Origin of the sequence: Streptomyces sp. NPDC051183, from assembly GCF_040682455.1 — a bacterium.
In the GTDB taxonomy this organism is placed as follows: domain Bacteria; phylum Actinomycetota; class Actinomycetes; order Streptomycetales; family Streptomycetaceae; genus Streptomyces.
Genome location: NZ_JBFBBA010000043.1, coordinates 26,965 through 48,474, shown reverse-complemented (window position 1 = coordinate 48,474; position 21,510 = coordinate 26,965). Strand labels below are relative to the sequence as shown.

The 21,510-nt window shown below is 73.0% G+C and carries 18 protein-coding genes; 12 read left to right on the top strand and 6 right to left on the bottom strand.

From position 1 onward, the window contains the following. Positions 1–2: 2 nt before the first annotated feature. Genes AB0M99_RS30510 through AB0M99_RS30485 form a run of 6 tightly spaced genes read left to right on the top strand, consistent with a single transcriptional unit; the run spans position 3 to position 7,928 of the window. Positions 3–1,772 (top strand): acyclic terpene utilization AtuA family protein, encoded by a 1,770-nt coding sequence (locus tag AB0M99_RS30510; RefSeq protein ID WP_365926155.1) that lies wholly within the window; start codon positions 3–5, stop codon positions 1,770–1,772. Further along, positions 1,769–3,367, top strand: a complete 1,599-nt coding sequence (locus tag AB0M99_RS30505) for a carboxyl transferase domain-containing protein (protein WP_365926112.1) — start codon at positions 1,769–1,771, stop codon at positions 3,365–3,367. The genes AB0M99_RS30510 and AB0M99_RS30505 overlap by 4 nt, the downstream gene beginning before the upstream one ends. A gap of 8 nt (positions 3,368–3,375) precedes the next feature. After that, positions 3,376–5,316 carry a biotin carboxylase N-terminal domain-containing protein gene (locus AB0M99_RS30500; RefSeq protein ID WP_365926110.1) on the top strand — a complete coding sequence of 647 codons (1,941 nt, stop codon included), beginning with the start codon at positions 3,376–3,378 and terminating at the stop codon, positions 5,314–5,316. Beyond that, positions 5,313–6,509 carry an acyl-CoA dehydrogenase gene (locus AB0M99_RS30495; protein ID WP_365926109.1) on the top strand — a complete coding sequence of 399 codons (1,197 nt, stop codon included), beginning with the start codon at positions 5,313–5,315 and terminating at the stop codon, positions 6,507–6,509. Before AB0M99_RS30500 ends, AB0M99_RS30495 begins: the two co-directional genes overlap by 4 nt. A gap of 40 nt (positions 6,510–6,549) precedes the next feature. Continuing rightward, positions 6,550–7,287, top strand: coding sequence for an enoyl-CoA hydratase family protein (locus tag AB0M99_RS30490; protein ID WP_365926107.1), 738 nt, complete (start codon positions 6,550–6,552; stop codon positions 7,285–7,287). Continuing rightward, positions 7,275–7,928, top strand: coding sequence for a TetR/AcrR family transcriptional regulator (locus AB0M99_RS30485; RefSeq protein WP_365926105.1), 654 nt, complete (start codon positions 7,275–7,277; stop codon positions 7,926–7,928). The genes AB0M99_RS30490 and AB0M99_RS30485 overlap by 13 nt, the downstream gene beginning before the upstream one ends. Positions 7,929–7,970: 42 nt before the next feature. Here AB0M99_RS30485 and AB0M99_RS30480 read toward each other — a convergent pair whose 3' ends face one another. Beyond that, on the bottom strand, positions 7,971–9,077 hold the full coding sequence (locus AB0M99_RS30480) for a citrate synthase 2 (RefSeq protein WP_365926103.1): 1,107 nt from the start codon (positions 9,075–9,077) through the stop codon (positions 7,971–7,973). A 239-nt stretch (positions 9,078–9,316) separates the two neighbouring features. Between AB0M99_RS30480 and pdxH the strand changes: the two genes are divergently transcribed. Continuing rightward, positions 9,317–9,940 carry a pyridoxamine 5'-phosphate oxidase gene (pdxH, locus tag AB0M99_RS30475; RefSeq protein WP_365926153.1) on the top strand — a complete coding sequence of 208 codons (624 nt, stop codon included), beginning with the start codon at positions 9,317–9,319 and terminating at the stop codon, positions 9,938–9,940. Between the two features lie 166 nt (positions 9,941–10,106). Here pdxH and AB0M99_RS30470 read toward each other — a convergent pair whose 3' ends face one another. Next, on the bottom strand, positions 10,107–10,841 hold the full coding sequence (locus tag AB0M99_RS30470) for a hypothetical protein (RefSeq protein WP_365926101.1): 735 nt from the start codon (positions 10,839–10,841) through the stop codon (positions 10,107–10,109). 384 nt (positions 10,842–11,225) lie between these two features. Here AB0M99_RS30470 and AB0M99_RS30465 point away from each other — a divergent pair, with 384 nt between their 5' ends. After that, complete coding sequence (locus AB0M99_RS30465) at positions 11,226–12,554, top strand: PAS domain-containing protein (RefSeq protein WP_365926099.1); 1,329 nt, start codon at positions 11,226–11,228, stop codon at positions 12,552–12,554. A 4-nt stretch (positions 12,555–12,558) separates the two neighbouring features. Here AB0M99_RS30465 and AB0M99_RS30460 read toward each other — a convergent pair whose 3' ends face one another. Next, positions 12,559–13,314 carry an SIS domain-containing protein gene (locus AB0M99_RS30460; protein ID WP_365926097.1) on the bottom strand — a complete coding sequence of 252 codons (756 nt, stop codon included), beginning with the start codon at positions 13,312–13,314 and terminating at the stop codon, positions 12,559–12,561. 224 nt (positions 13,315–13,538) lie between these two features. On the opposite strand from AB0M99_RS30460, the gene AB0M99_RS30455 reads away from it, so the two are divergent. The 3 genes from AB0M99_RS30455 (at position 13,539) to AB0M99_RS30445 (ending at position 16,370) form a co-directional block, all read left to right on the top strand. After that, complete coding sequence (locus AB0M99_RS30455) at positions 13,539–14,231, top strand: metal-dependent transcriptional regulator (protein ID WP_365926095.1); 693 nt, start codon at positions 13,539–13,541, stop codon at positions 14,229–14,231. Positions 14,232–14,615: 384 nt separating this feature from the next. Continuing rightward, a complete protein-coding gene (locus AB0M99_RS30450) occupies positions 14,616–15,485 on the top strand; it encodes an alpha/beta hydrolase (RefSeq protein ID WP_365926094.1) in 870 nt (289 codons plus the stop codon). Between the two features lie 42 nt (positions 15,486–15,527). Continuing rightward, complete coding sequence (locus AB0M99_RS30445; RefSeq protein ID WP_365926092.1) at positions 15,528–16,370, top strand: alpha/beta hydrolase; 843 nt, start codon at positions 15,528–15,530, stop codon at positions 16,368–16,370. A gap of 125 nt (positions 16,371–16,495) precedes the next feature. On the opposite strand, the gene AB0M99_RS30440 is transcribed toward AB0M99_RS30445, so the two are convergent. The 3 genes from AB0M99_RS30440 to AB0M99_RS30430 form a co-directional block, all read right to left on the bottom strand. Then, complete coding sequence (locus tag AB0M99_RS30440; RefSeq protein WP_365926090.1) at positions 16,496–18,097, bottom strand: transporter; 1,602 nt, start codon at positions 18,095–18,097, stop codon at positions 16,496–16,498. Beyond that, the gene (locus AB0M99_RS30435) at positions 18,094–18,987 is read right to left on the bottom strand and encodes an ABC transporter ATP-binding protein (RefSeq protein ID WP_365926088.1); all 894 of its coding nucleotides are present in this window, start codon (positions 18,985–18,987) and stop codon (positions 18,094–18,096) included. Before AB0M99_RS30435 ends, AB0M99_RS30440 begins: the two co-directional genes overlap by 4 nt. A gap of 168 nt (positions 18,988–19,155) precedes the next feature. Beyond that, on the bottom strand, positions 19,156–19,824 hold the full coding sequence (locus tag AB0M99_RS30430; RefSeq protein WP_365926086.1) for a bifunctional DNA primase/polymerase: 669 nt from the start codon (positions 19,822–19,824) through the stop codon (positions 19,156–19,158). Positions 19,825–20,057: 233 nt separating this feature from the next. On the opposite strand from AB0M99_RS30430, the gene AB0M99_RS30425 reads away from it, so the two are divergent. Beyond that, the gene (locus AB0M99_RS30425; RefSeq protein ID WP_365926084.1) at positions 20,058–21,440 is read left to right on the top strand and encodes a transcriptional regulator; all 1,383 of its coding nucleotides are present in this window, start codon (positions 20,058–20,060) and stop codon (positions 21,438–21,440) included. Positions 21,441–21,510 lie beyond the last annotated feature (70 nt).

Below are 21,510 nucleotides of genomic sequence, written 5' to 3'. Positions count from 1 at the left end.
CCCTGCGGATCGGCAACGCGTCGGGCTTCTACGGCGACCGCTTCGGCGCACTGCGCGAGATGCTGGACGGCGGCCCGCTCGACGTGGTGACCGGGGACTACCTGGCCGAGCTGACCATGCTGATCCTGGGCCGCGACCGGCTGAAGAACCCGGACCTCGGCTACGCGAAGACCTTCCTGCGGCAGCTGGAGGAGAGCCTGGGCCTCGCCCACGAGCGGGGCGTACGGATCGTCGCGAACGCGGGCGGCCTCAACCCGGCCGGGCTCGCCACGGCCGTACGCGAACTCGCCGCGAAACTGGGCGTCCCCGTCTCGGTCGCCCACGTGGAGGGCGACGACCTGATGCCCTACGCGGAGGGGGCGCTCACCGCCAACGCCTACCTGGGCGGCGCCGGGATCACGGCCTGCCTGCGCGCGGGCGCGGACGTGGTGGTGACCGGCCGGGTCACGGACGCCGCGCTGGTCAGCGGCCCGGCGGCCTGGTGGTTCGACTGGGCCCCCGACCACCCCGACCACCACGACCGGCTGGCGGGCGCGGTGGTGGCGGGACACGTCCTGGAATGCGGCACCCAGGCCACGGGCGGCAACTACGCGTTCTTCACCCGCCACGACGTGTCCCGGCCGGGCTTCCCGCTGGCCGAGGTCTCCGAGGACGGCTCCTCGGTGATCACCAAGCACCCCGGCACGGGCGGCGCGGTCACCACGGGCACGGTCACCGCCCAACTCCTGTACGAGACCCAGGGCGTGCGCTACCTCGGCCCCGACGTGACGGCCCGCCTGGACACCGTCCGCCTGACCCGCGCGGGCGCGGACCGGGTCGCCGTCACCGGGGTCCGGGGCGAAGCACCGCCCTCCTCCCTCAAGGTGGGCGTCACCCGCATCGGCGGCTGGCGCAACGAGGTGGTCTTCGTCCTGACCGGCCTGGACATCGAAGCCAAGGCTGCGCTGGTGCGGGCCCAGCTGTCGGAACTCCTGGAGGGCGTCGCCTCGGCCGACTGGACCCTGTCCCGCACCGACCACACCGACGCGGCGACGGAGGAGACCGCGAGCGCCCTGCTCCGCCTGGTCGTCCGCGACCCCTCCCCGGACCGCGTCGGCCGCGCCCTGACCTCGGCGGCCGTGGAACTCGCCCTCGGGAGCTACCCGGGCTTCCACGTCACGGCGCCCCCGGGCCCGGCCCAGCCGTACGGGGTGTTCAGCGCGGGCTCCGTCCCGGCGGGCTCGGCGGCGCACGTCGCCGTACTGCCGGACGGCACCCGGGTGTCGGCAGCCCCACCGTGGCCGGGCTCTGCCGCGTCGCCCGGTCCCGGCCCGAATCCAGCCCCGCCAGGGGGTCTTCCCGGACGGAGTCCGGGGGAGTTCGAGGCGCGGGGGTCCGGGGGCGGAGCCCCCGAAGGGGTCCGGGGCGAAGCCCCGGTGCCGACCCGCCGCGCCCCGCTCGGGGCAGTGGCCGGGGCCCGCAGCGGAGACAAGGGCGGCGACGCGAACGTCGGCGTTTGGGCGGAGACCGACGCCGCCTGGCACTGGCTGCGAGCCACCCTCACGGTGCGGACCTTCAAGGCCCTGCTCCCCGAGACGGCCGGCCTCCCCGTGACCCGCCACGACCTCCCGAACCTGCGCGCCCTCAACTTCACCGTCACCGGAATCCTCGGCGACGGCGTCGCCTCCGGGCACCGCTTCGACCCCCAGGCCAAGGCCCTCGGCGAATGGCTCCGCGCCCGCCACCTCGACATCCCCGTCCACCTTCTCCCCGACCCGGAGGTCGGCCCATGACCCGGCTCGGCAGCAGCGTCGACACCCGCGACCCCGACCACCTCGCCAACCGGGCCGCCGCCCTGGACCGCCTCGCCGACCTCGACACCGAGCACGCCAAGGCCCTGGAGGGCGGCGGCGAGAAGTACACGGCCCGCCACAAACAGCGCGGCAAGCTGCTGGCCCGCGAACGCATCGAGCTGCTCCTCGACCCGGACACCCCCTTCCTGGAGCTGTCCCCGCTCGCGGCCTGGGGCAGCGACTACCCGGTCGGCGCCTCGATGGTCACCGGCATCGGCACCGTCGAAGGCGTCGAGTGCCTGATCACCGCCAACGACCCCACGGTCCGCGGCGGAGCCAGCAACCCCTGGACCCTGAAGAAGGCGCTGCGGGCCAACGAGATCGCCCGCCAGAACCGGCTGCCCTGCATCAGCCTCGTCGAGTCCGGCGGCGCCGACCTCCCCTCCCAGAAGGAGATCTTCATCCCGGGCGGCGCGATCTTCCGCGACATCACCCGGCTCTCGGCCGAGGGCATCCCGACCATCGCCGTCGTCTTCGGCAACTCCACCGCCGGAGGCGCGTACGTCCCCGGGATGTCCGACCACACCATCATGATCAAGGACCGCTCGAAGGTGTTCCTCGGCGGTCCGCCGCTGGTGAAGATGGCCACCGGCGAGGAGAGTGACGACGAGTCCCTCGGCGGCGCCGACATGCACGCCCGGACCTCCGGCCTCGCCGACCACTACGCCCTCGACGAGCACGACGCCATCCGCCAGGCCCGCCGCGTCGTGGCCCGCCTGGACCACCGCAAGGCCCGCCAGGACCCGCCGAAGGCCGAGGAGCCGCCGTACGACCCCGAGGAACTCCTCGGCATCGTCCCCGCCGACCTCAAGACCCCCTTCGACCCCCGCGAGGTCATCGCCCGCATCGTCGACGGCTCCGACTTCGACGAGTTCAAGCCCCTCTACGGCACCAGCCTGGTCACCGGCTGGGCCGAGCTCCACGGCTACCCGGTGGGCATCCTCGCCAACGCCCAGGGCGTGCTGTTCAGCGCCGAGTCGCAGAAGGCCGCCCAGTTCATCCAGCTCGCCAACCAGCGCGACATCCCGCTGCTCTTCCTCCACAACACCACCGGCTACATGGTCGGCAAGGAGTACGAGCAGGGCGGCATCATCAAGCACGGCGCCATGATGATCAACGCCGTCTCCAACTCCCGCGTCCCGCACCTCTCCGTCCTCATCGGCGCGAGCTACGGCGCCGGCCACTACGGCATGTGCGGCCGCGCCTTCGAGCCCCGGTTCCTCTTCGCCTGGCCCAGCGCCAAATCCGCCGTCATGGGCCCCCAGCAACTCGCCGGAGTGCTCTCCATCGTCTCCCGGCAGTCCGCGGCCGCGAAGGGCCGGCCGTACGACGAAGAGGCCGACGCCGGGATGCGCGCCTTCGTGGAGGCGCAGATCGAGTCCGAGTCCCTGCCGACCTTCCTGTCCGGGCGGCTCTACGACGACGGGATCATCGACCCCCGCGACACCAGAACCGTCCTCGGCCTGTGCCTCTCGGCCGTCCACAACGCCCCCGTCGAGGGCGCCCGTGGCGGCTTCGGCATCTTCCGGATGTGAGCCCGCAGATGACACAGCAACCCTTCTCTTTGGCCTCCCTCCTCGTCGCCAACCGCGGCGAGATCGCCGTCCGGATCTTCCGCACCGCCCGCGCCCTGGGCCTGGCCACCGTCGCCGTCCACTCCGACCCCGACGAGAACGCCCTGCACGTACGCGACGCCGACGCGGCCGTACGGCTGCCCGGCGCGGCCCCCGCCGACACCTACCTGCGCGGCGACCTGATCATCAAGGCCGCCCTCGCCGCGGGCGCCGACGCCGTCCACCCCGGCTACGGCTTCCTCTCCGAGAACGCCGACTTCGCCCGCGAGGTCCTGGCCGCCGGGCTCACCTGGATCGGCCCGCCCCCCGGCGCCATCGAGGCCATGGCCTCCAAGACCCGGGCCAAGGAGCTGATGCGCGCCGCCGGAGTCCCCCTGCTGGAGCCCGTCGACCCGGCCACCGCCACCACCGCGGACCTGCCCCTGCTGCTCAAGGCCGCCGCGGGCGGCGGCGGCCGCGGAATGCGCGTCGTACGGGACCTCGACGCGCTGAAGGAGGAGCTGGAGGCCGCGTCCGCCGAGGCGCGCTCCGCCTTCGGCGACGGGGAGGTCTTCGCAGAGCCCTACGTCGAGCGGGGCCGCCACGTCGAGGTGCAGATCCTCGCCGACGCGCACGGCACCGTCTGGGCACTGGGCACCCGCGACTGCTCCCTCCAGCGGCGCCACCAGAAGGTCATCGAGGAGGCCCCGGCGCCCGGCCTGCCGGAGCAGCTGCGCACCGCCCTCCACGACGCCGCCGTCGCCGCCGCCCGCGCGGTCTCCTACCAGGGCGCGGGCACCGTCGAGTTCCTCGTCGCCGCCGACGGCCGCCCGTACTTCCTGGAGATGAACACCCGCCTCCAGGTGGAACACCCCGTCACCGAAGCCGTCTTCGGCCTCGACCTCGTCGCCCTGCAACTGCGGATCGCCGAGGGCGCGGCCCTGCCGCTCACACCCCCGCAGCCGGCCGGCCACGCCGTCGAGGCCCGCCTCTACGCCGAGGACCCCGCCCGGGACTGGCGCCCGCAGACCGGGACCCTGCACACCCTCGCGGTCCCCGGCGAGGTCCGCGTCGACACCGGCTTCGCCGACGGCGACCAGGTCGGCATCCACTACGACCCGATGCTCGCCAAGGTCGTCGCCCACGCCCCGACCCGCACCGAGGCCGTCCGCGCCCTCGCCCACGCCCTGGCCGGGGCCCGGATCCACGGGCTCACCACCAACCGCGAGCTCCTCGTACGGTCCCTGCGGCACCCGGAGTTCACCGCCGGGCTCCCCGACACCGGGTTCTACGAGCGCCACCTCGCGGAGCTGACCGACGGAGCACCGGACGCCTCCCTGGCGGCCCTCGCCGCCGCCCTCGCCGATACCGCTCCCGCCCCCGGCGCCCCGCTCGCCGCCCGCCTCGGCGGCTGGCGCAACGTCCGCTCCCAGCCGCAGACCCGCCGCTACACCGTGGCCGGTGAGGAGTACGAGGTCCGCTACCGGCCGCTGGACCACCCCGGCGTCCGGGTCCTGAACGCCGCCCCCGACCTCGTCACCCTCGAAGTCGAGGGCGTCCGGCGGCTGTTCCACGTGAAACGAAATTCGAACACCACGGGGGCCGGCGAGGTCTACGTCGACTCCGCACTCGGCTCCCACACCCTCGTCCCCGTGCCCCGGTTCACCGATCCCCAGGACCGCACCGAACCCGGCTCCCTGCTCGCGCCCATGCCCGGCACCGTCGTCCGCGTCGCCGAGGGCCTCGCCCCCGGCAGCCCCGTCACCGCAGGGCAGCCCCTGCTCTGGCTGGAGGCCATGAAGATGGAGCACCGCATCCTCGCTCCCGCCTCCGGCACGCTCACCGCGCTCCACGCCGCGACCGGCCAACAGGTCGAGTTCGGCGCCCTGCTCGCCGTAGTCCAGGAAGCACAGGAGGAACCGCAAGCATGAGCTCCGTCATCGAATCCGCCGAACACCAGGCCCTGCGCACGGCGGTGGCCGCACTCGGCCAGAAGTACGGCCGCGAATACCTCGCACGCGTCGCCCGCGAAGGCGGCCACCCCGACGAACTGTGGGCCGACGCCGCCAAGCTCGGCTACCTCGGCGTCAACCTCCCCGAGGAGTACGGCGGCGGGGGCGGCGGCATCGCCGAACTGTCCATCGTGCTGGAGGAACTGGGCGCCGCCGGCTGCCCCCTCCTCATGATGGTCGTCTCGCCCGCCATCTGCGGCACGGTCATCGCCCGCTTCGGCACCGAGGCCCAGAAGCAGGCCTGGCTCCCCGGCCTCGCCGACGGCACCCGCACCATGGCCTTCGGCATCACCGAACCCGACGCGGGCTCCAACTCCCACCGCATCACCACCACCGCCCGCCGCGACGGAGGGGGCACCTCCCGCTCGAGCGGAGCCGAGAGTGGGGGAGACTGGATCCTCACCGGCCGCAAGGTCTTCATCTCGGGCGTGGACATCGCCGACGCCACCCTCGTCGTCGGCCGCACCGAAGACGCCCGGTCCGGCCGCCTCAAGCCCTGCCTGTTCATCGTCCCGCGGGACACCCCCGGCTTCACCCGCTCGGTCATCGACATGGAGCTCCAGGCCGCGGAGAAGCAGTTCGAACTCGTCCTGGACGAGGTCCGCCTCCCCGCCGGCGCCCTCGTGGGCGACGAGGACGCGGGTCTGCTCCAGCTCTTCGCCGGCCTCAACCCCGAGCGCATCATGACCGCCGCCTTCGCCATCGGCATGGGCCGCTACGCCCTGACCAAGGCCGTCGACTACGCCAGGACCCGCCAGGTGTGGAAGGAGCCCATCGGCACCCACCAGGCCATCGCCCACCCCCTCGCCGCCGCCCACATCGAGCTGGAACTCGCCCGCCTGATGATGCAGAAGGCCGCCCACCTCTACGACGCGGGCGACGACATGGGCGCGGGCGAAGCCGCCAACATGGCCAAGTACGCTGCCGGAGAGGCCTGCGTACGGGCGGTGGACCAGTCCGTCCACACCCTCGGCGGCAACGGCCTCACCCGCGAATACGGCCTGGCCGGTCTCATCACCGCCTCCCGGGTGGCCCGTATCGCCCCCGTCAGCCGCGAGATGATCCTGAACTTCGTCTCGCACCAGACCCTGGGCCTCCCCAAGTCCTACTAGGCCCCGCTCGCACCGCAGCGCAAGCAGCAGAAGGGACGACATGACCCCGACCGTCGGAACCTCGCACCACCGCGGGATCACCACGCTCACGCTCGACTCCCCGGCCAACCGCAACGCACTCTCCGCGGACCTCGTCGGCGAACTGCGCGCAGCCCTCGCCGCGGCGGGCGCGGACCCGGCGGTCCGGGCCGTCATGCTCACCCACACCGGCAACACCTTCTGCGCCGGGGCCGACCTCAAGTCCCCCTGCGACCCCGCCGACTTCCTGGCCCTGCTCCGGGAGATCACCGAACTCCCCAAGCCCGTCGTCGCCCGCGTCACCGGACACGTCCGGGCGGGCGGCCTCGGGCTGCTCGGCGCCTGCGACATCGCCGCCGCCGGGCCGCAGTCCTCGTACGCCTTCACCGAGACCCACCTGGGCCTGGCCCCCGCGGTCATCTCCGTCCCGCTGCTCCCACGGCTCGACCCGCGCGCCGCCGGCCGCTACTTCCTGACCGCCGAGCTCTTCGACGCCGCCGAGGCCACCCGGATCGGGCTGCTCACCCTGCACGCCGAACAGGTCGACGAAGCCCTGGAACCGGTCCTCGCCGGTCTGCGCAAGGCCTCCCCGCAGGGCCTGGCGCAGACCAAGGCACTGACCACCGCCGCCGTACGGGAGGCCCTGGACCGGGACGGCGCCCGCCTGACGGAACTGTCCGCCGGGCTCTTCGCCTCCGCCGAAGCCCGCGAGGGCATCACCGCCCGCTTCGAACGACGGGACCCCGCATGGGCACTGTGACCAGCCCCGGAACCGGCCCTGGAACCAGCCCCGGAACCGGCCCCGGCCCGAGCCCCGCCCCCGCTCCGGGACCCAAGCAGGCCCGCAGCCGCGTCACCCGGCGCCACGTCCTGGACGCCGCCGTCTCCTGCCTGGCGGAACACGGCTGGGCCGGCTCCACCGTCGCGGTGGTCGCCGAACGCGCCGGAGTCTCCCGGGGCGCGGCCCAGCACCACTTCCCGACCCGCGAGGACCTGTTCACCGCGGCCGTCGAGTACGTCGCGGAGGAGCGCTCCACGGCCCTGCGCGAGCTGTTCCAGGCCGGCCCCGCGGACCGGGCCGCCGTGGTCGAAGCCCTGGTCGACATGTACACGGGCACGCTCTTCCGGGCCGCGCTCCAACTCTGGGTCGCCGCTTCCAACGAGGAACAGCTGCGCCCCCGGGTCTCCGAGCTGGAGGCCCGGGTGGGCCGCGAGACCCACCGCATCGCCGTCGAGCTGCTGGGCGCGGACGAGTCCGTACCCGGCGTACGGGAGACCGTGCAGGGCCTGCTCGACATGGGCCGCGGCCTCGGTCTCGCCAACGTGCTGACCGACGACACGGCCCGCCGCGCCCGGGTGGTCGCCCAGTGGGCCCGGATCCTGGACGCGGCCCTCGGCTGAGGCGCGCGGCGCGGTGCCGCGCGCCTCAGCCCCGGGCGCCGCTCAGGCGGTTTCCGCGATGTCGGCGTAGCCCTCGATCTCGCGCGGGTTGCGGACGCCCGGCCCGGTGTAGCGGGCCGACGGGCGCACCAGGCGGCCGGTGCGCTTCTGCTCCAGGATGTGCGCCGACCAGCCGGCGGTCCGGGCGCAGGTGAACATGGAGGTGAACATGTGCGCCGGGACCTCCGCGAAGTCCAGCATGATCGCGGCCCAGAACTCCACGTTGGTCGCGAGCACCCGGTCGGGGCGGCGCGCGTGCAGCTCCTCCAGGGCGGCCTTCTCCAGCGCGGCGGCGACCTCGTAGCGCGGCGCGTCCAGCTCCTTGGCGGTACGGCGCAGCACACGGGCGCGGGGGTCCTCGGCGCGGTACACGCGGTGCCCGAAGCCCATCAGCCGCTCGCCCTTGTCCAGGGCCTTCTTCACGTACGCCACGGCGTCGCCGGTGCGCTCGATCTCCTCGATCATGCCGAGCACGCGGGACGGCGCGCCGCCGTGCAGCGGCCCGGACATGGCACCGACCGCCCCGGACAGCGCGGCCGCCACGTCGGCGCCGGTGGAGGCGATGACGCGCGCGGTGAAGGTCGAGGCGTTCATCCCGTGCTCGGCGGCGGAGGTCCAGTAGGCGTCGACGGCCTTGACGTGCCGCGGGTCCGGCTCGCCCCGCCAGCGGATCATGAACCGCTCGACCACGGACTCGGCCTTGTCGATCTCCCGCTGCGGCACCATGGGCCGGCCCTGGCCGCGGGCGGACTGGGCGACGTACGACAGCGCCATGACGGCGGCGCGCGCCAGGTCGTCGCGGGCGGTCCGCTCGTCGATGTCCAGGAGCGGTTTCAGGCCCCACACCGGCGCGAGCATGGCGAGCGCCGACTGGACGTCGACGCGGATGTCACCGGAGTGCACGGGGATCGGGAAGGGCTCGGCGGCCGGCAGGCCGGGGTTGAAAGCACCGTCGACCAGCAGGCCCCAGACGTTCCCGAAGGAGACGTGGCCGACGAGGTCCTCGATGTCGACCCCGCGGTAGCGGAGCGAACCGCCTTCCTTGTCCGGCTCGGCGATCTCGGTCTCGAACGCGACGACCCCTTCGAGCCCGGGTACGAAATCGGACATCAGGCGGCTCCTCAGATAGATGCGAACACGCGCGGCTCCCGGCGTGATTCGCGGCCCGGCGCGGTCATCCCCGTTGATGCCCGGCACGGCCGATGGTCACCCACTCGGGAACCCTCGGACCGGCCTCAAGATTTTGTCCGTTCCGCTTGTCGCGGGGAAGCGTGACATACGGCACACCTCCGGCAGTCATACTGCGGCAGGATGGCCCGGTGACCGACCAGGACCTTGACCCCGCCGTCATGCGCAAGCAGTACCGCTCGGAGATCGTCTTCGAGGACAGCCTCGCCGAGGACCCCCTCAGGCAGTTCGCCGAGTGGTTCCGCCAGGCCACCGACGCGCACGTCTTCGAACCCAACGCGATGATCGTCTCGACCGCGACCCCCGACGGCCGGCCCAGCTCCCGAACGGTGCTGCTCAAGCAGTTCGACGAGCGAGGCTTCGTCTTCTTCACCAACTACGCCTCCCGCAAGGGGCGCGAGATCGACGAGAACCCGTACGTCTCGCTGCTCTTCCCCTGGCACCCCATCGCCCGCCAGGTCATCGTGACCGGCACGGCCGCCCGTATCGGCCGGGACGAGACCGCGGCGTACTTCCGCTCCCGCCCGCACGGCTCCCAGCTGGGCGCCTGGGCCAGCGAGCAGTCCCGGGTGATCGGCTCCCGCGCCGAGCTCGACCGGCGCTACGCGGAACTGGAGGCGCGCTACCCGGAGGGCGAGCAGGTCCCGGTCCCGCCGGAGTGGGGCGGGCTGCGCGTCGTACCCGACGCGGTGGAGTTCTGGCAGGGGCACGAGAACCGCCTGCACGACCGCCTGCGCTACGTCTCCGAGGGCGGCAAGTGGCGCCTGGAGCGGCTCTGCCCCTGAACGCAGGCGACCCGCGGGCTCTGGTTCCTCTCCTGCAGTGAGAGGAGCCGGCCGGACGTACCGGCGAGCCCGCGGGTCGGGTGACTGCTTGGGATTGGCGCCTGGCGTTCCCGCCGGGCACCGCACTGGGTGCGTGCGACGACGGGCGCTTTAGCCCGCAGCCACCTCACGCGTCCGGTTTCCGTACATTTCGGGAACCACCTCCTTTCAGTGTGTGGTCACTGTAGGCAGGCCAGCGGATGCCGCTCAACTGAATTTCGGAGGCGATTCCGTAGGAGTATCCATCGGCCCTCTGGATCAGCCGCAGGTGCCTGTGGGAGACATCGAAACGGCCGGTCAGGGTGGTGAGTCGATGCTGGCCACTCGCCCGGACCGCGATTCGTCCCACCCAGCGGCCGGCCCATCTCCCCCTGGGAACGATGGCCGCGACCAGGTCGCCGGTTGCGTATCCGTGGTGGATCTTCCTCCGAGGTCGCTGCAAGCGGGGGAACCCGAAGCGGTCCGGTGTGGTTCTGGCGTACGAACCACGCCCCGTCGCAGCCACCACCAGGGTCTGTGCGGGTATCCGGACGACGGAGTCCCCCCGGGCGTGGTCGAGGAGCCCGGCCGCCAGAGCGTCGATCGTGTGGCTCTTCGGGAGCCTCATCGCGACGCGGTTCCAGTGGGTGCGGCCGCCCGACCACGTGTGCACCGGGATGCCCAGCGTCGCGAGGGCCTCCACGAGCCGGTACTTGGTGGCGTTCATGGCGGCGACGTCCCGCAGCGGTCTTCTGAGCTGGGCGATCAGGCTCTCCAAGAGGGCGGGCCGGTCGGCGAGGAACTCTTCGACCTGCGGTCCCCGCCGGTCTCCCCTCGCCCATGTCCCATGCCGGTACCCGGCCTCGTGGCCGGGAGTCCGCAAGCCGTTTCGTTCCTGCTCCCGGGGGTGTCTGCGCCTGCGGATTCCAGAGCAGGCTGCTGAGGAAGCACAGCCCGGTGGGTCTGCTCACCTGCAGAGAACGTAGTCATCGAGGCACCTCGTCTGATCCTGGGATCGTGATGACTGGGGCTGGTCACTCAATGGGGGAGCGAGTGACCTCCCTTCTCGTGATGCAACCGACGCTGTCCACCTCCGATCGTGCTGCGCGGACGGATCAGGAGAGCTCACTCGAACGTGTGGTCGCGCTGGTTACGTGGCCGCCGGCGCTCTGGGGGCACCGATTTCCCCGAACGCGGTGTGGGCTGCGTCACGTTCCAGTTGAATGATCTGACGTGCCGCACGTGCGAACACCTGCAGGGGGCCCAGGTGACTGCTTCCGGACGTAGTGAGACCGCCGACGATCTGCTCGCAGCGCTGCTGGACGGGATGGACGCCGCCTTGTGCGCGTTCGACGCCGACGGCGTGATCACCCACTGGAACCGCGAGGCCGAGCGGATCCTGGGCTGGTCCGCGGCCGAGGCCGTGGGGCGCAAGGGGTTCGAGGGGTGGGCGGTACGGGCCGCCGACGCGCAGGACGTGCAGGACAGACTCATGGCCGCGCAGGACGTGCCCGGACGGCAGGTGCACGAGTTCGCCCTGCTGACCAAGAGCGGCGGCCGCGTCCTGGTGCGGACCCAGTCCGCAGGCGTGCCCGGCGCCGACGGGAAACCCGCCGGGGTGTACTGCGCCTTCAGCGCCGTGCACGCGCAGATCGACCTCGAACGCTCCATCGCCCTCAGCGAGGCACTGATGGAGGACGCCTCGTGGGGCGTCGTCCTCGTGGACGTGGACCTGCGCCCGGCAGTGGTCAACGCGCACGCCGCCCGCGCCTTCGGCTCCGGGCGGACCGCACTGCTCGGGCGGCCCCTGGGCGACCTGCTGACCCAGGGGGTCGAGGAGCTGGAGGGCGCCCTCCAGCACGTGCTGGCCGAGGGCGCGCCGCCCAGGCCCGTGGAGCTGTGGGTGTCCGTGCGTACGCCCGAGGGGGTGCGCCGGCGGTGCTGGCGGTGCGGCTTCCTGCGGCTGGCCTCGCCGCTCGCGGAGGAACCCGTACCGCTCGGGGTGGCCCTGCTGTTCCAGGACGTCACCGACGCGCGCCGGGCGGAGCTGGACACCGCGCAGCTGCGGTTCCGCTCGCACCAGCTGCACCGCGCCGGGCGGGCGGCCGCGGAGTGCGAGGACCCGGCCGAGGCGGCCGCGGTACGGCTGGACTTCGCGCTCGCCGGCTTCGCCGAGCACGCGCTGCTCGACGTGGTCGACGGGTCGCAGCAGCCCGTGGACGGCGCGCCCCTGCCGCGGCTCGTACGGTTCGCCGCGTCCCCGCCGGAGTTCCCCGCACCGGGGTCGATCCCCGTACGGTACGAGGCCGGTCACCCGGTGCTGCAGGCGCTGGAGCGGTCCGGCTCGGTGCGCACCAGCTCGCCGCGCGGCGAGGCGGCCGAGGAGTGGGCGCGGTCCCGGCAGTGGCCGCAGGGCGCGGCGCACGGGCTGTGCGCGGTCCTGCGGAGCCGGGGCCGGACTCTCGGCACGCTGACGTTCCTGCGCGGGCCCTCGCGGGCCGCCTTCGAGCGGGCGGACGCCGCCTACGCGGAGGAGGTCGCGGCCCGGGTCGCGGCGGACCTGGACCTGGCGACCCGGGACACCGGCGCGGCCTGAGGGGTCAGTGGCGGAAGAAGATCCGGTCGCCGTACTCCTGCATCACGCGGCCGTTCCACTCGTGGCCGCCGTCGACGTTGCCCGAGCGCAGCAGCGGCGGCTCCATCCCGCGGGCGGCGAGCTCGCCGGCCGCGGCGGCCATGACGGCCTGCATGATCGCGCTGGTCACGACGGTGGAGGCGGGCGCGAAGGGGGCTTCGATGCCGTCGAGGCTCAGCTCGGCGTCGCCGACCGCGATCTTGCTGTCGAGGACGATGTCGCAGTGGTCCTTGAGGAAGGTGCCGGACACGTGCCGGGACTTGGTCCCGGTCGCGTACGCCACCGAGGTCACACCGATGACCTTGAGGCCGATGGCGCGGGCGTTCATGGCCATCTCGACCGGCAGGGCGTTGCGCCCGGAGAGGGAGATGATCACGAGGACGTCGCCGTCGGAGGCCGGGCTGCTGTCGAGCACGGCTCCGGCGAGCCCGTCCACGCGCTCCAGCGCGCTTCCGAGGGTGGCGGGCATGACGTCGATGCCCGCGGTGCCGGGAACGGCGAGGAAGTTCATCAGGGCGAGCCCGCCGGCCCGGTAGACCACGTCCTGAGCGGGGAGGGAGGAATGACCGGCGCCGAAGGCGAAGAGCTTGTTGCCGGCGGCCACGGCGTCCGCGATGGCGACACCCGCGGCGGTGATGTGCGCGGACTCCTCGTCCCGCACCCGTTCCAGCAGGCCGATGGCGGCGTCGAAGAACTGACCGGCCAGCTTGCTCTCGCTCATACGCCGAAGGCCTTCCGGGGTGGGGTGCAGATGGGTGCGTCTCGTCCTGGTCCGCCGCTCACCGTGCGGTCTGGACCAAGGGCATGTCAATACGGGCGTCAATCCCGGGGCGAAAGGCCCCGAAGGACGTCCTGGAACGGCCTTGACCCTCGGCACGGGACGGTTGTCGGCCCGATGCGTCAGAATTGGGGACAGGGCCAGCGCACGCAATCCGAGGGGCACGAATGTCCGGACTGATCGATACCACGGAGATGTATCTCCGCACCATCCTCGAGCTGGAAGAGGAAGGCGTGGTCCCCATGCGCGCCCGTATCGCCGAGCGGCTCGACCAGAGCGGCCCGACGGTGAGCCAGACGGTGGCGCGGATGGAGCGGGACGGCCTGGTGGCCGTAGCCAGCGACCGGCACCTGGAGCTGACCGAGGAGGGGCGGCGGCTGGCGACGCGCGTGATGCGCAAGCACCGGCTCGCCGAGTGCCTGCTCGTCGACGTCATCGGCCTGGAGTGGGAGCAGGTCCACGCCGAGGCCTGCCGCTGGGAGCACGTGATGAGCGAGGCGGTGGAGCGGCGGGTGCTGGAGCTGCTGCGCCACCCGACCGAGTCGCCGTACGGAAACCCGATCCCGGGGCTGGAGGAGCTGGGGGAGAAGGCCGAGGCGGACCCGTTCCTTGAGGACGGCATGGTCAGCCTGTCGGAGCTGGACCCGGGCACCGAGGGCAAGACGGTGGTCGTGCGCCGAATCGGGGAGCCGATCCAGACGGACGCGCAGCTGATGTACACGCTGCGGCGGGCGGGTGTGCAGCCCGGTTCGGTGGTGAGCGTGACCGAGTCGCCCGGCGGTGTGCTGGTCGGCAGCGGTGGCGAGGCGGCCGAACTGGACGCGGACATCGCTTCGCACGTGTTCGTCGCGAAGCGCTGACCGAGCGCTGACCGCGCGCCGGCGGGTGACGGATTGACGCACTGACGTACGCACTGACGTACGGGCGGGCCCCGGGATCGCCCGTACGAGTGAGTCCGTCGGTGTCGATGTCGCCGGATGCTGTGTGATGTGGTGTGGATGGTCCCGACGCCTTGCGGCGCCGGGACCGGTCCTCCCCTGTTTGACCTGGAGCCCCGAGCTCTCAAGGTCATCCCCTCGGACCGTCTTCCCCGAGCGGTCCGCCTCCCTGTTGAAAGGATCTCCATCGGCAGGGGCGGCCAATCCTTGAGCAAGGTCACTCGAAAGAGCGGTGTTGCCGGCGAGAACCCCGCTTTCGAATGGGGGTTCGATACTGTGGCCGGGAGCGAAGGGGGTGCATCTGCGGTGGTACAGCGCTTCGATGTCACAGGGGCCGACGGCGTGCGCCTGGCAGCCTGGGAGTTCCGGGAACCGGCCGCTCCGGAGGGTGCCCCGGGCGTGCTGTTACTCCACGGCCTGATGGGCCGCGCCTTCCACTGGGCCGGTACCGCCCGCTGGCTCGGTGAGCACCGCCGCGTCGTGGCCCTCGACCAGCGCGGCCACGGCCAGAGCGAGCGCCCCGCCGGCGGCCCGGCCCTCACGACCGCCCTGGGCCGCGAGGCCTTCGTGGCCGATGCCGAGGCCGCCGTCGAGCAGCTCGGCCTGGCCCCCGTGACCCTGATCGGCCACTCCATGGGAGCGCTGACCGCCTGGCAGCTCGCCGCCCGCCGCCCCGACCTCGTACGGGCCCTGGTCATCTGCGACATGCGCGCCTCCGCCCTCGGCGCCACCTCCCAGCTGGAGTGGGAGGAATGGTTCCGCCGCTGGCCCCTGCCGTTCCCCACCCAGGACGCGGCCCGCCGCTGGTTCGGCGAGGACGACCCCCGGGTGGAGCGGCCCGACCCCGGCCGCGGAGCCTTCTTCGCCGAGGTGATGCAGCAGGCCGATGACGGCTGGCGGCCCGTCTTCTCCCGGCGCCAGATGCTGACGGCCCGCGAGACCTGGGTCCACGACGCGCACTGGGAGGAGCTGGCGCAGGTCCGCTGCCCGACCCTGGTCGTCCGGGGCCTGGACGGCGAGCTGGGCCGGGCCGAGGCCCAGGAGATGGTCCGCGTCCTGCCCGCGGGCCAGTACGCGGAGATCCCCGACGCCGGCCACTACCTCCACTACGACCAGCCGGCCGCCTGGCGCGCGGCCCTGGAACCCTTCCTGGAGGGGGTCAGGGCCACCTCCTGATGGGTTTGCCCGGCCCGGGCTTCGTTGACAGGGTCGGGTCCCATGCCTACCTTCTCCGCGCCCGACGGCACCCTGCTCGCGTACCACGTGTCCGGGGCCGGCGCCCCCCTGGTGTGCCTGCCCGGGGGGCCGATGCAGGCCTCCGCCTACCTCGGCGACCTCGGCGGCCTGACCGCCCACCGCCGACTGATCACGCTCGACCTGCGGGGCACCGGCGCTTCGGCGGTGCCCGAGGACCCCGCCTCGTACCGCTGCGACCGGCTCGTCGATGACGTCGAAGCCCTGCGCGAGCACCTCGGGCTCGACACCCTGGACCTGCTCGGGCACTCCGCGGGCGCGAACCTGGCGGTGCGGTACGCGGCCCGCCACCCGGAACGCGTCGGCAGGCTCCTGCTGATCACCCCGAGCGTCATGGCGGTCGGGATCACGATCACCGGCGACGACCGGCGCGAGACCACGCAACTGCGCAAGGACGAACCGTGGTTCCCCGAGGCGTCCGCGGCCCTGGAGGCGATCATCTCCGGCGAGGGCACGCAGGACAGCTGGCGGGCGATGGCGCCGTTCTACTACGGCCGTTGGGACGAGACGGCCCGCGCCCACCGCGCCGCCGAGGACCTCCAGAAGAACCCGGAGGCCGGCGCCGCCTTCGCCGCGGCCGGTGCCTTCGACCCCGACACCACCCGCCCGGCGCTCGCCCGCTTCCCCCGGCCGGTCCTGCTGGTCGCCGGAGAGGTCGACCTGGCGGGCCCGCCACGCGCGATCGCCGAGTTCGCCGAACTGTTCCCGAAGGCCGAGTTCGTCGTCCAGCCCGGCGCCGGCCACTTCCCCTGGCTCGACGACCCCACGCGCTTCAGCGCCACCGCGGCAGCGTTCCTGGCCGCCTGAGCCGTCTCCGGGTCGGAGGCCGGCGGGGTCGTGGGGCCGCGGTGCCGCGCCACCCGACGTCGGCCGGGTGGCGCGGGGATCCTCGGACGGGAGGGACCGCTGCCCGCGGGGATCCGCGGGCGGTCTCAGCCCTTGCTCACCGCCGACAGGATCTCGGGGAGCTTGCGCGCCACCGTCGGCGCGGCCAGCCGCAGGCCCGCCCAGGTGGCCAGGGTGCCCCAGACCACGCCCAGCGGGAGCAGGATCCAGGTCAGGGACTCGTGGTCCGCCGCGTTGAGGTAGACGGTCAGGACGATCATCGGGGCGCAGACCGCCGCCGAGGCGAACAGCCCGGCGAAGATGCCCATCCAGGCGAGCGCGCCCTGCCCCGGGGCCACGTTCTTGAAGGCGCCGTCCGTCGGGATGGAGTACGGGTAGTGGGCCGAGGCCAGCGCGCCCGTGCAGAGCATCGAGCCGAGCAGGGCCAGGGCCATGCCCAGCGCCGCCGGGAAGCCGGCCCAGTTGCCGAGCAGGGCGGCCGTGGCCACCGTGATCAGGACCGTGTACGGGACGGTCACCAGCGCCAGGGCGTAGGCGCGGGCGCGCAGTTCGACGTACGCGTCGTGCCGGTTCGAGATGGTCTGCGCGACCATCCAGAACGCCGAGGTGTCCTGGCCGAACTGGTTGTACATCTGGACGCCGAGCATGCCCGAGCCGAAGCAGACGAGGTATATCGAGCCGGTGCCCTGGAGGGCGTTGAAGACCGGGATGATCGCGCCGATCGCGAGCGCGGAGACCCAGGCGGCCTTGGTCTTCGGGTCGCGCACGATGTAGCGCAGGGAGCGCTGCACGGCCGCGCCGGTGCGGCCGTCGGGGAGCAGGGACCACGGTCCGCCGCCTCCGGCGCGTTCCTTGCGGGGCTTGGCCGCCGCGATGGTCGAACCGTCGGGGGTGACCATCAGCTTGGTCATGCTGCGCTCCCAGAACCGGAGCAGCAGGGCCAGGGCGGCGAGGGTGAGGGCGAGTTGGGCCGCCGCCACCCCGTACGAGCCGTCGCTCACCGAGTCCACCATGCCGACGGCGGTCGCGGGCGGCAGCCAGCGGACCACGGCCTCGGCCGGCTCCAGGGCCTCCATGCCGCCGGCCTGGAACAGCCGCTGGCTCCCGAAGTTGACCAGCTGCCCGCCCACCGCGATCAGCAGGCCGCTGAGCAGGGCGAGGTCACGCCCCTTGCGGCTGGTCAGCAGCCGTACGTTGGCCGTGGCCACGGCGCGGGCGAGCGTGACGCAGCCCAGCAGCAGCAGCGGCACCGCCACCACGGCGGCCGCCGCACCCGCCGCGCCCCGGGCGACGGCTATCACCGAGCCGACGGCCAGGCAGAGCGTGAACAGCGGGCCGATGCCGACCAGGGAGGAGGCGAGCAGGGCCCGTACGAGCGGCCGCGGGCGCAGCGGCAGCATGACGAGCCGGCTCGGGTCGAGCGTCTCGTCCCCGGTGGGGAAGAACAGCGGCATGAACGTCCAGCCGAGCGCGAGGAGCGCGGCCAGCAGGACGACGACGGTGCCGGCGTGGGCGTTGCCGCGCAGCAGGGCCATGCCGAGGGTGGCGAAGAAGCCCACCACCAGGGCGAAGGCGAGGCTGCCGAAGTAGGCGGCCTTGCGCTTCGAGGAGCCCTTGAGGCCGTTCTTCAGCAGGGAGAGCTTGAGCTGGACGAAGATCGGGGTCAGCGGGACCGCGGGCGTGCTCATCGGGCGGCCGCCCCGGTCGTGGTGCCGTTGGCGTTGGCGTTGGCGTTGGCGTTGCCGATACCGCTGCCGTTGCCGCCGCCGAGCCAGTCCAGCGAGTCGCCGGAGTCGCGGCCCTGCGCGCCGACCAGCTCCAGGAACGCGGCCTGCAGCGAGGGCGCGTCACCCCGTACGTCGGCCAGCGGGCCCGCGGCCCGGATCCGGCCGGCGGCCATCACGGCGACCCAGTCGCACAGCGACTCGACGAGCTCCATCACGTGGGAGGAGAAGACGACCGTGGCGCCGGAGGAGGTGTAGCGCTCCAGCACTCCGCGGATGGTCTGCGCCGACACCGGGTCGACGCCCTCGAACGGCTCGTCCAGGAACAGCACTTCCGGGTTGTGCAGCAGGGCGGCCGCCAGGCCGATCTTCTTCCGCATGCCCGTCGAGTAGTCGACGACCAGCTTGTGCTGCGAGCCCGCGAGGTCGAGGACGTCCAGCAGCTGGGTCGCCCGCTTGTCGGTCTCGGCGCCGGTCAGGCCGCGCAACCGGCCCATGTAGCCGAGCAGTTCGCGACCGGACAGGCGCTCGAAGAGCCGCAGCCCCTCCGGCAGGACGCCGATGCGGGACTTCACCTCGGTCGGGTCGGTCCACACGTCGTGCCCGGCGACGATCACGCGCCCCATGTCCGGGCGCAGCAGGCCGGTCACCATCGACAGGGTCGTCGTCTTGCCGGCGCCGTTCGGGCCGACCAGGCCGATGAACTGGCCCGCCGGCAGTACGAGGTCGATGCCCGAGACGGCCACCTGCTCGCCGAAGCGCTTCCAAAGACCCTCTACCCGTACGGCGGCCGGCGCGGTTCCCGCGCCACCCGTCCCGTGCGTTCCGCCCGTCGCATCTGCCTGGTCCGGCATGCGCCTGCCTCTCGTTCTGTTCCCCGTGGTCGTACGTTCCTCACCATAGGAGGACGGGGGAGAGGCACAGCAGTTACTTATGTCATGAGTTTCCCGGGAGGAATCACAAACCGCTGACCTGCCGGATTACGCATGACACCGCACTCGGCAAGCACCGCGCACCACGCGTCACGCCTGGCGTCGCGCCCGCTCCGCCGCCGCCTCGCGCCCACACGCGTAGGCCAGCGCGTCGATGAGCTCCTCCACGTCCGGCAGCCACCGGTTCGCGGCCGTCGGCGGCTGCGCCCACTGGACCGAGCCGCGTCCGCCGTAGCGGGTCGGCGGGGCGGCCACGTACTCGCCCTCGCCCCGTGCCGCGAGGTCGAGTTGGGACGGCTGCCAGCCGATCTTGCGCAGCAGGTCCGCGACCTTGGCCCCGGCGCCGGGCAGGACGAAGAACTTCATCCGGTGGTCGGGGGTGACCGTCACCGGCCCGAGGGCACGCTGCATCCGCTGGAGCCGCGCCAGCGCGAGGAAGCCCGCGGAGTCCGGCACGTCCAGCGCGTCGAAGGTCCGGCCCGTCGGCAGCAGGATCGAGGCCGTGGGGTGCTTGCCCCACAGCCGCCGGACCTGCACCGCGCTGCCCGAGGCCTGCGCCGCCCAGTCCTTCACGGTCGGGTGCGCGCCGGGCGCCGCGCAGTCCTGCGCCCCGCAGGAGCACTTCTCCCGGCCCTCCGAGGACTCCAGCCAGGTGCCGGCGAACACATCCCAGTGCCGTTCTTCCGTGTACCGCACGGCATGGTCCAGCAGCCGCTCGCCGCGCGGCTTGGGGATGGGTGCGGTCTCCGTGACTGCCATGGTCTCTTCCACGTGCATCACAACTCTTGCGGTCACCGGTGGTTACGGGCGTAAACCAGCCGGTGGCCGGAGCATCGATCCTGCACACGGGGCGCATCGATGCATGGACGGGGGCGCGTGGGAGGGCGGGGCGCCGGAGGTGGGTAGCGACTCGTCGCAGAGGGGAAGATTCTCCGCACATCAGGCGGGAAGTGATCATTCCAACGCTCTCCCGTGGCTTCAGGGGGTTTTCAATGGCAGCCAGGCCTCTCGTCGCCCGCCAGCCGAACGAACGGCTGCAGGCGCTCATCCAGGAAGCCGGGTGCTCCAACGCCGGGCTCGCCCGGCGCGTGAACATGTGCGGCGCCGAGCACGGTCTCGACCTGCGCTACGACAAGACGTCGGTCGCCCGCTGGCTGCGCGGTCAGCAGCCGCGCGGCCGGGCGCCGGGGATCATCGCCGAGGCGCTCGGACGCAAGCTCGGCCGGACCGTCACCATCGACGAGATCGGCATGGCCAACGGCAAGAACCTCGCCTCCGGCGTCGGCCTGCAGTTCTCCCCGACCGTCATCGGCGCGATCGAGCAGGTCTGCGAGCTGTGGCGCAGCGACGTGGGCCGCCGCGACTTCCTGTCCGGGTCCTCCGTGGCAGCCTCCGCCCTCGTCGAACCCAGCCGCGACTGGCTGATCACCGGGGCCGACGCACAGGTCGCCCGTAGCGGCGGCTCGCGCGTCGGGATGTCCGACGTGGAGGCCGTGCAGGCCACCACCGAGGCCCTCAAGGACCTCGACCACCGCTTCGGCAGCGGGCACGTACGGCCCGTCGTCGTGCACTACCTCAACTCCGTGGTGTCCGGGCTGATCGGCGGCTCGTACCGGGAGCCGGTGGGGCGGGCGCTGTTCGCGGCCGTGGCCCGGCTGACCGAGCTGGCGGGGTACATGGCGGTGGACACCGGCCAGCCGGGCCTGGCCCAGCGCTACTACATCCAGGCGCTGCGCCTCGCCCAGGCGGCCGGCGACCGCGCGTACGGCGGGTACGTGCTGGCGGCGTCCATGAGCCACCTCGCCGCCGAGCTGGGCAACCCGCGGGAGATCGCGCAGCTCGCCCGCGCCGCCCAGGAGGGCACCCGCGGCCAGGTCACGCCGCGGGTCGAGGCGATGTTCTACGCCGCCGAGGCGCGCGGGCACGCGCTGCTGGGCGACGGCCGCGCGACGGCGGTGCTGTCCTCCCGGGCGGTCACCGCGCTGGAGCGGGCGGAGCCGGAGTCGGGCGACGACCCGGCGTGGATCCGGCACTTCGACACGGGCTACCTCGCGGACGAACTGGCCCACTGCCACCGGGACCTGGGCCAGGCCGACGCGGCGGGCAGGCGCGCGGAGGAGGCTCTGCGGGCGCTGCCCGCGGGCAAGGAGCGCCGCCGGGCCATCGGGCTGCTGCTGCTGGCGACGGCGCAGGTGCAGCAGCGCGAGGTGGAGCAGGCCTGCCAGACGGCCACCAGGGCGGCGGACCTGCTGTCGGGGCTGCGCTCGAACCGGGGCGCGGAGTACCTGGAGGACTTCCGCCAGCGCCTGGAGCCGTACCGGGAAGAGGCCGCGGTGCGGGAGTTCGGGGCCCGGCTGGAGGCGGTGGTGGCCTGACGGGGCACGAAGGCACGGGTGGGCCTGACTGCGGTGGCGGACGACCGGGTAGCGTGACCGACGGTTCCGT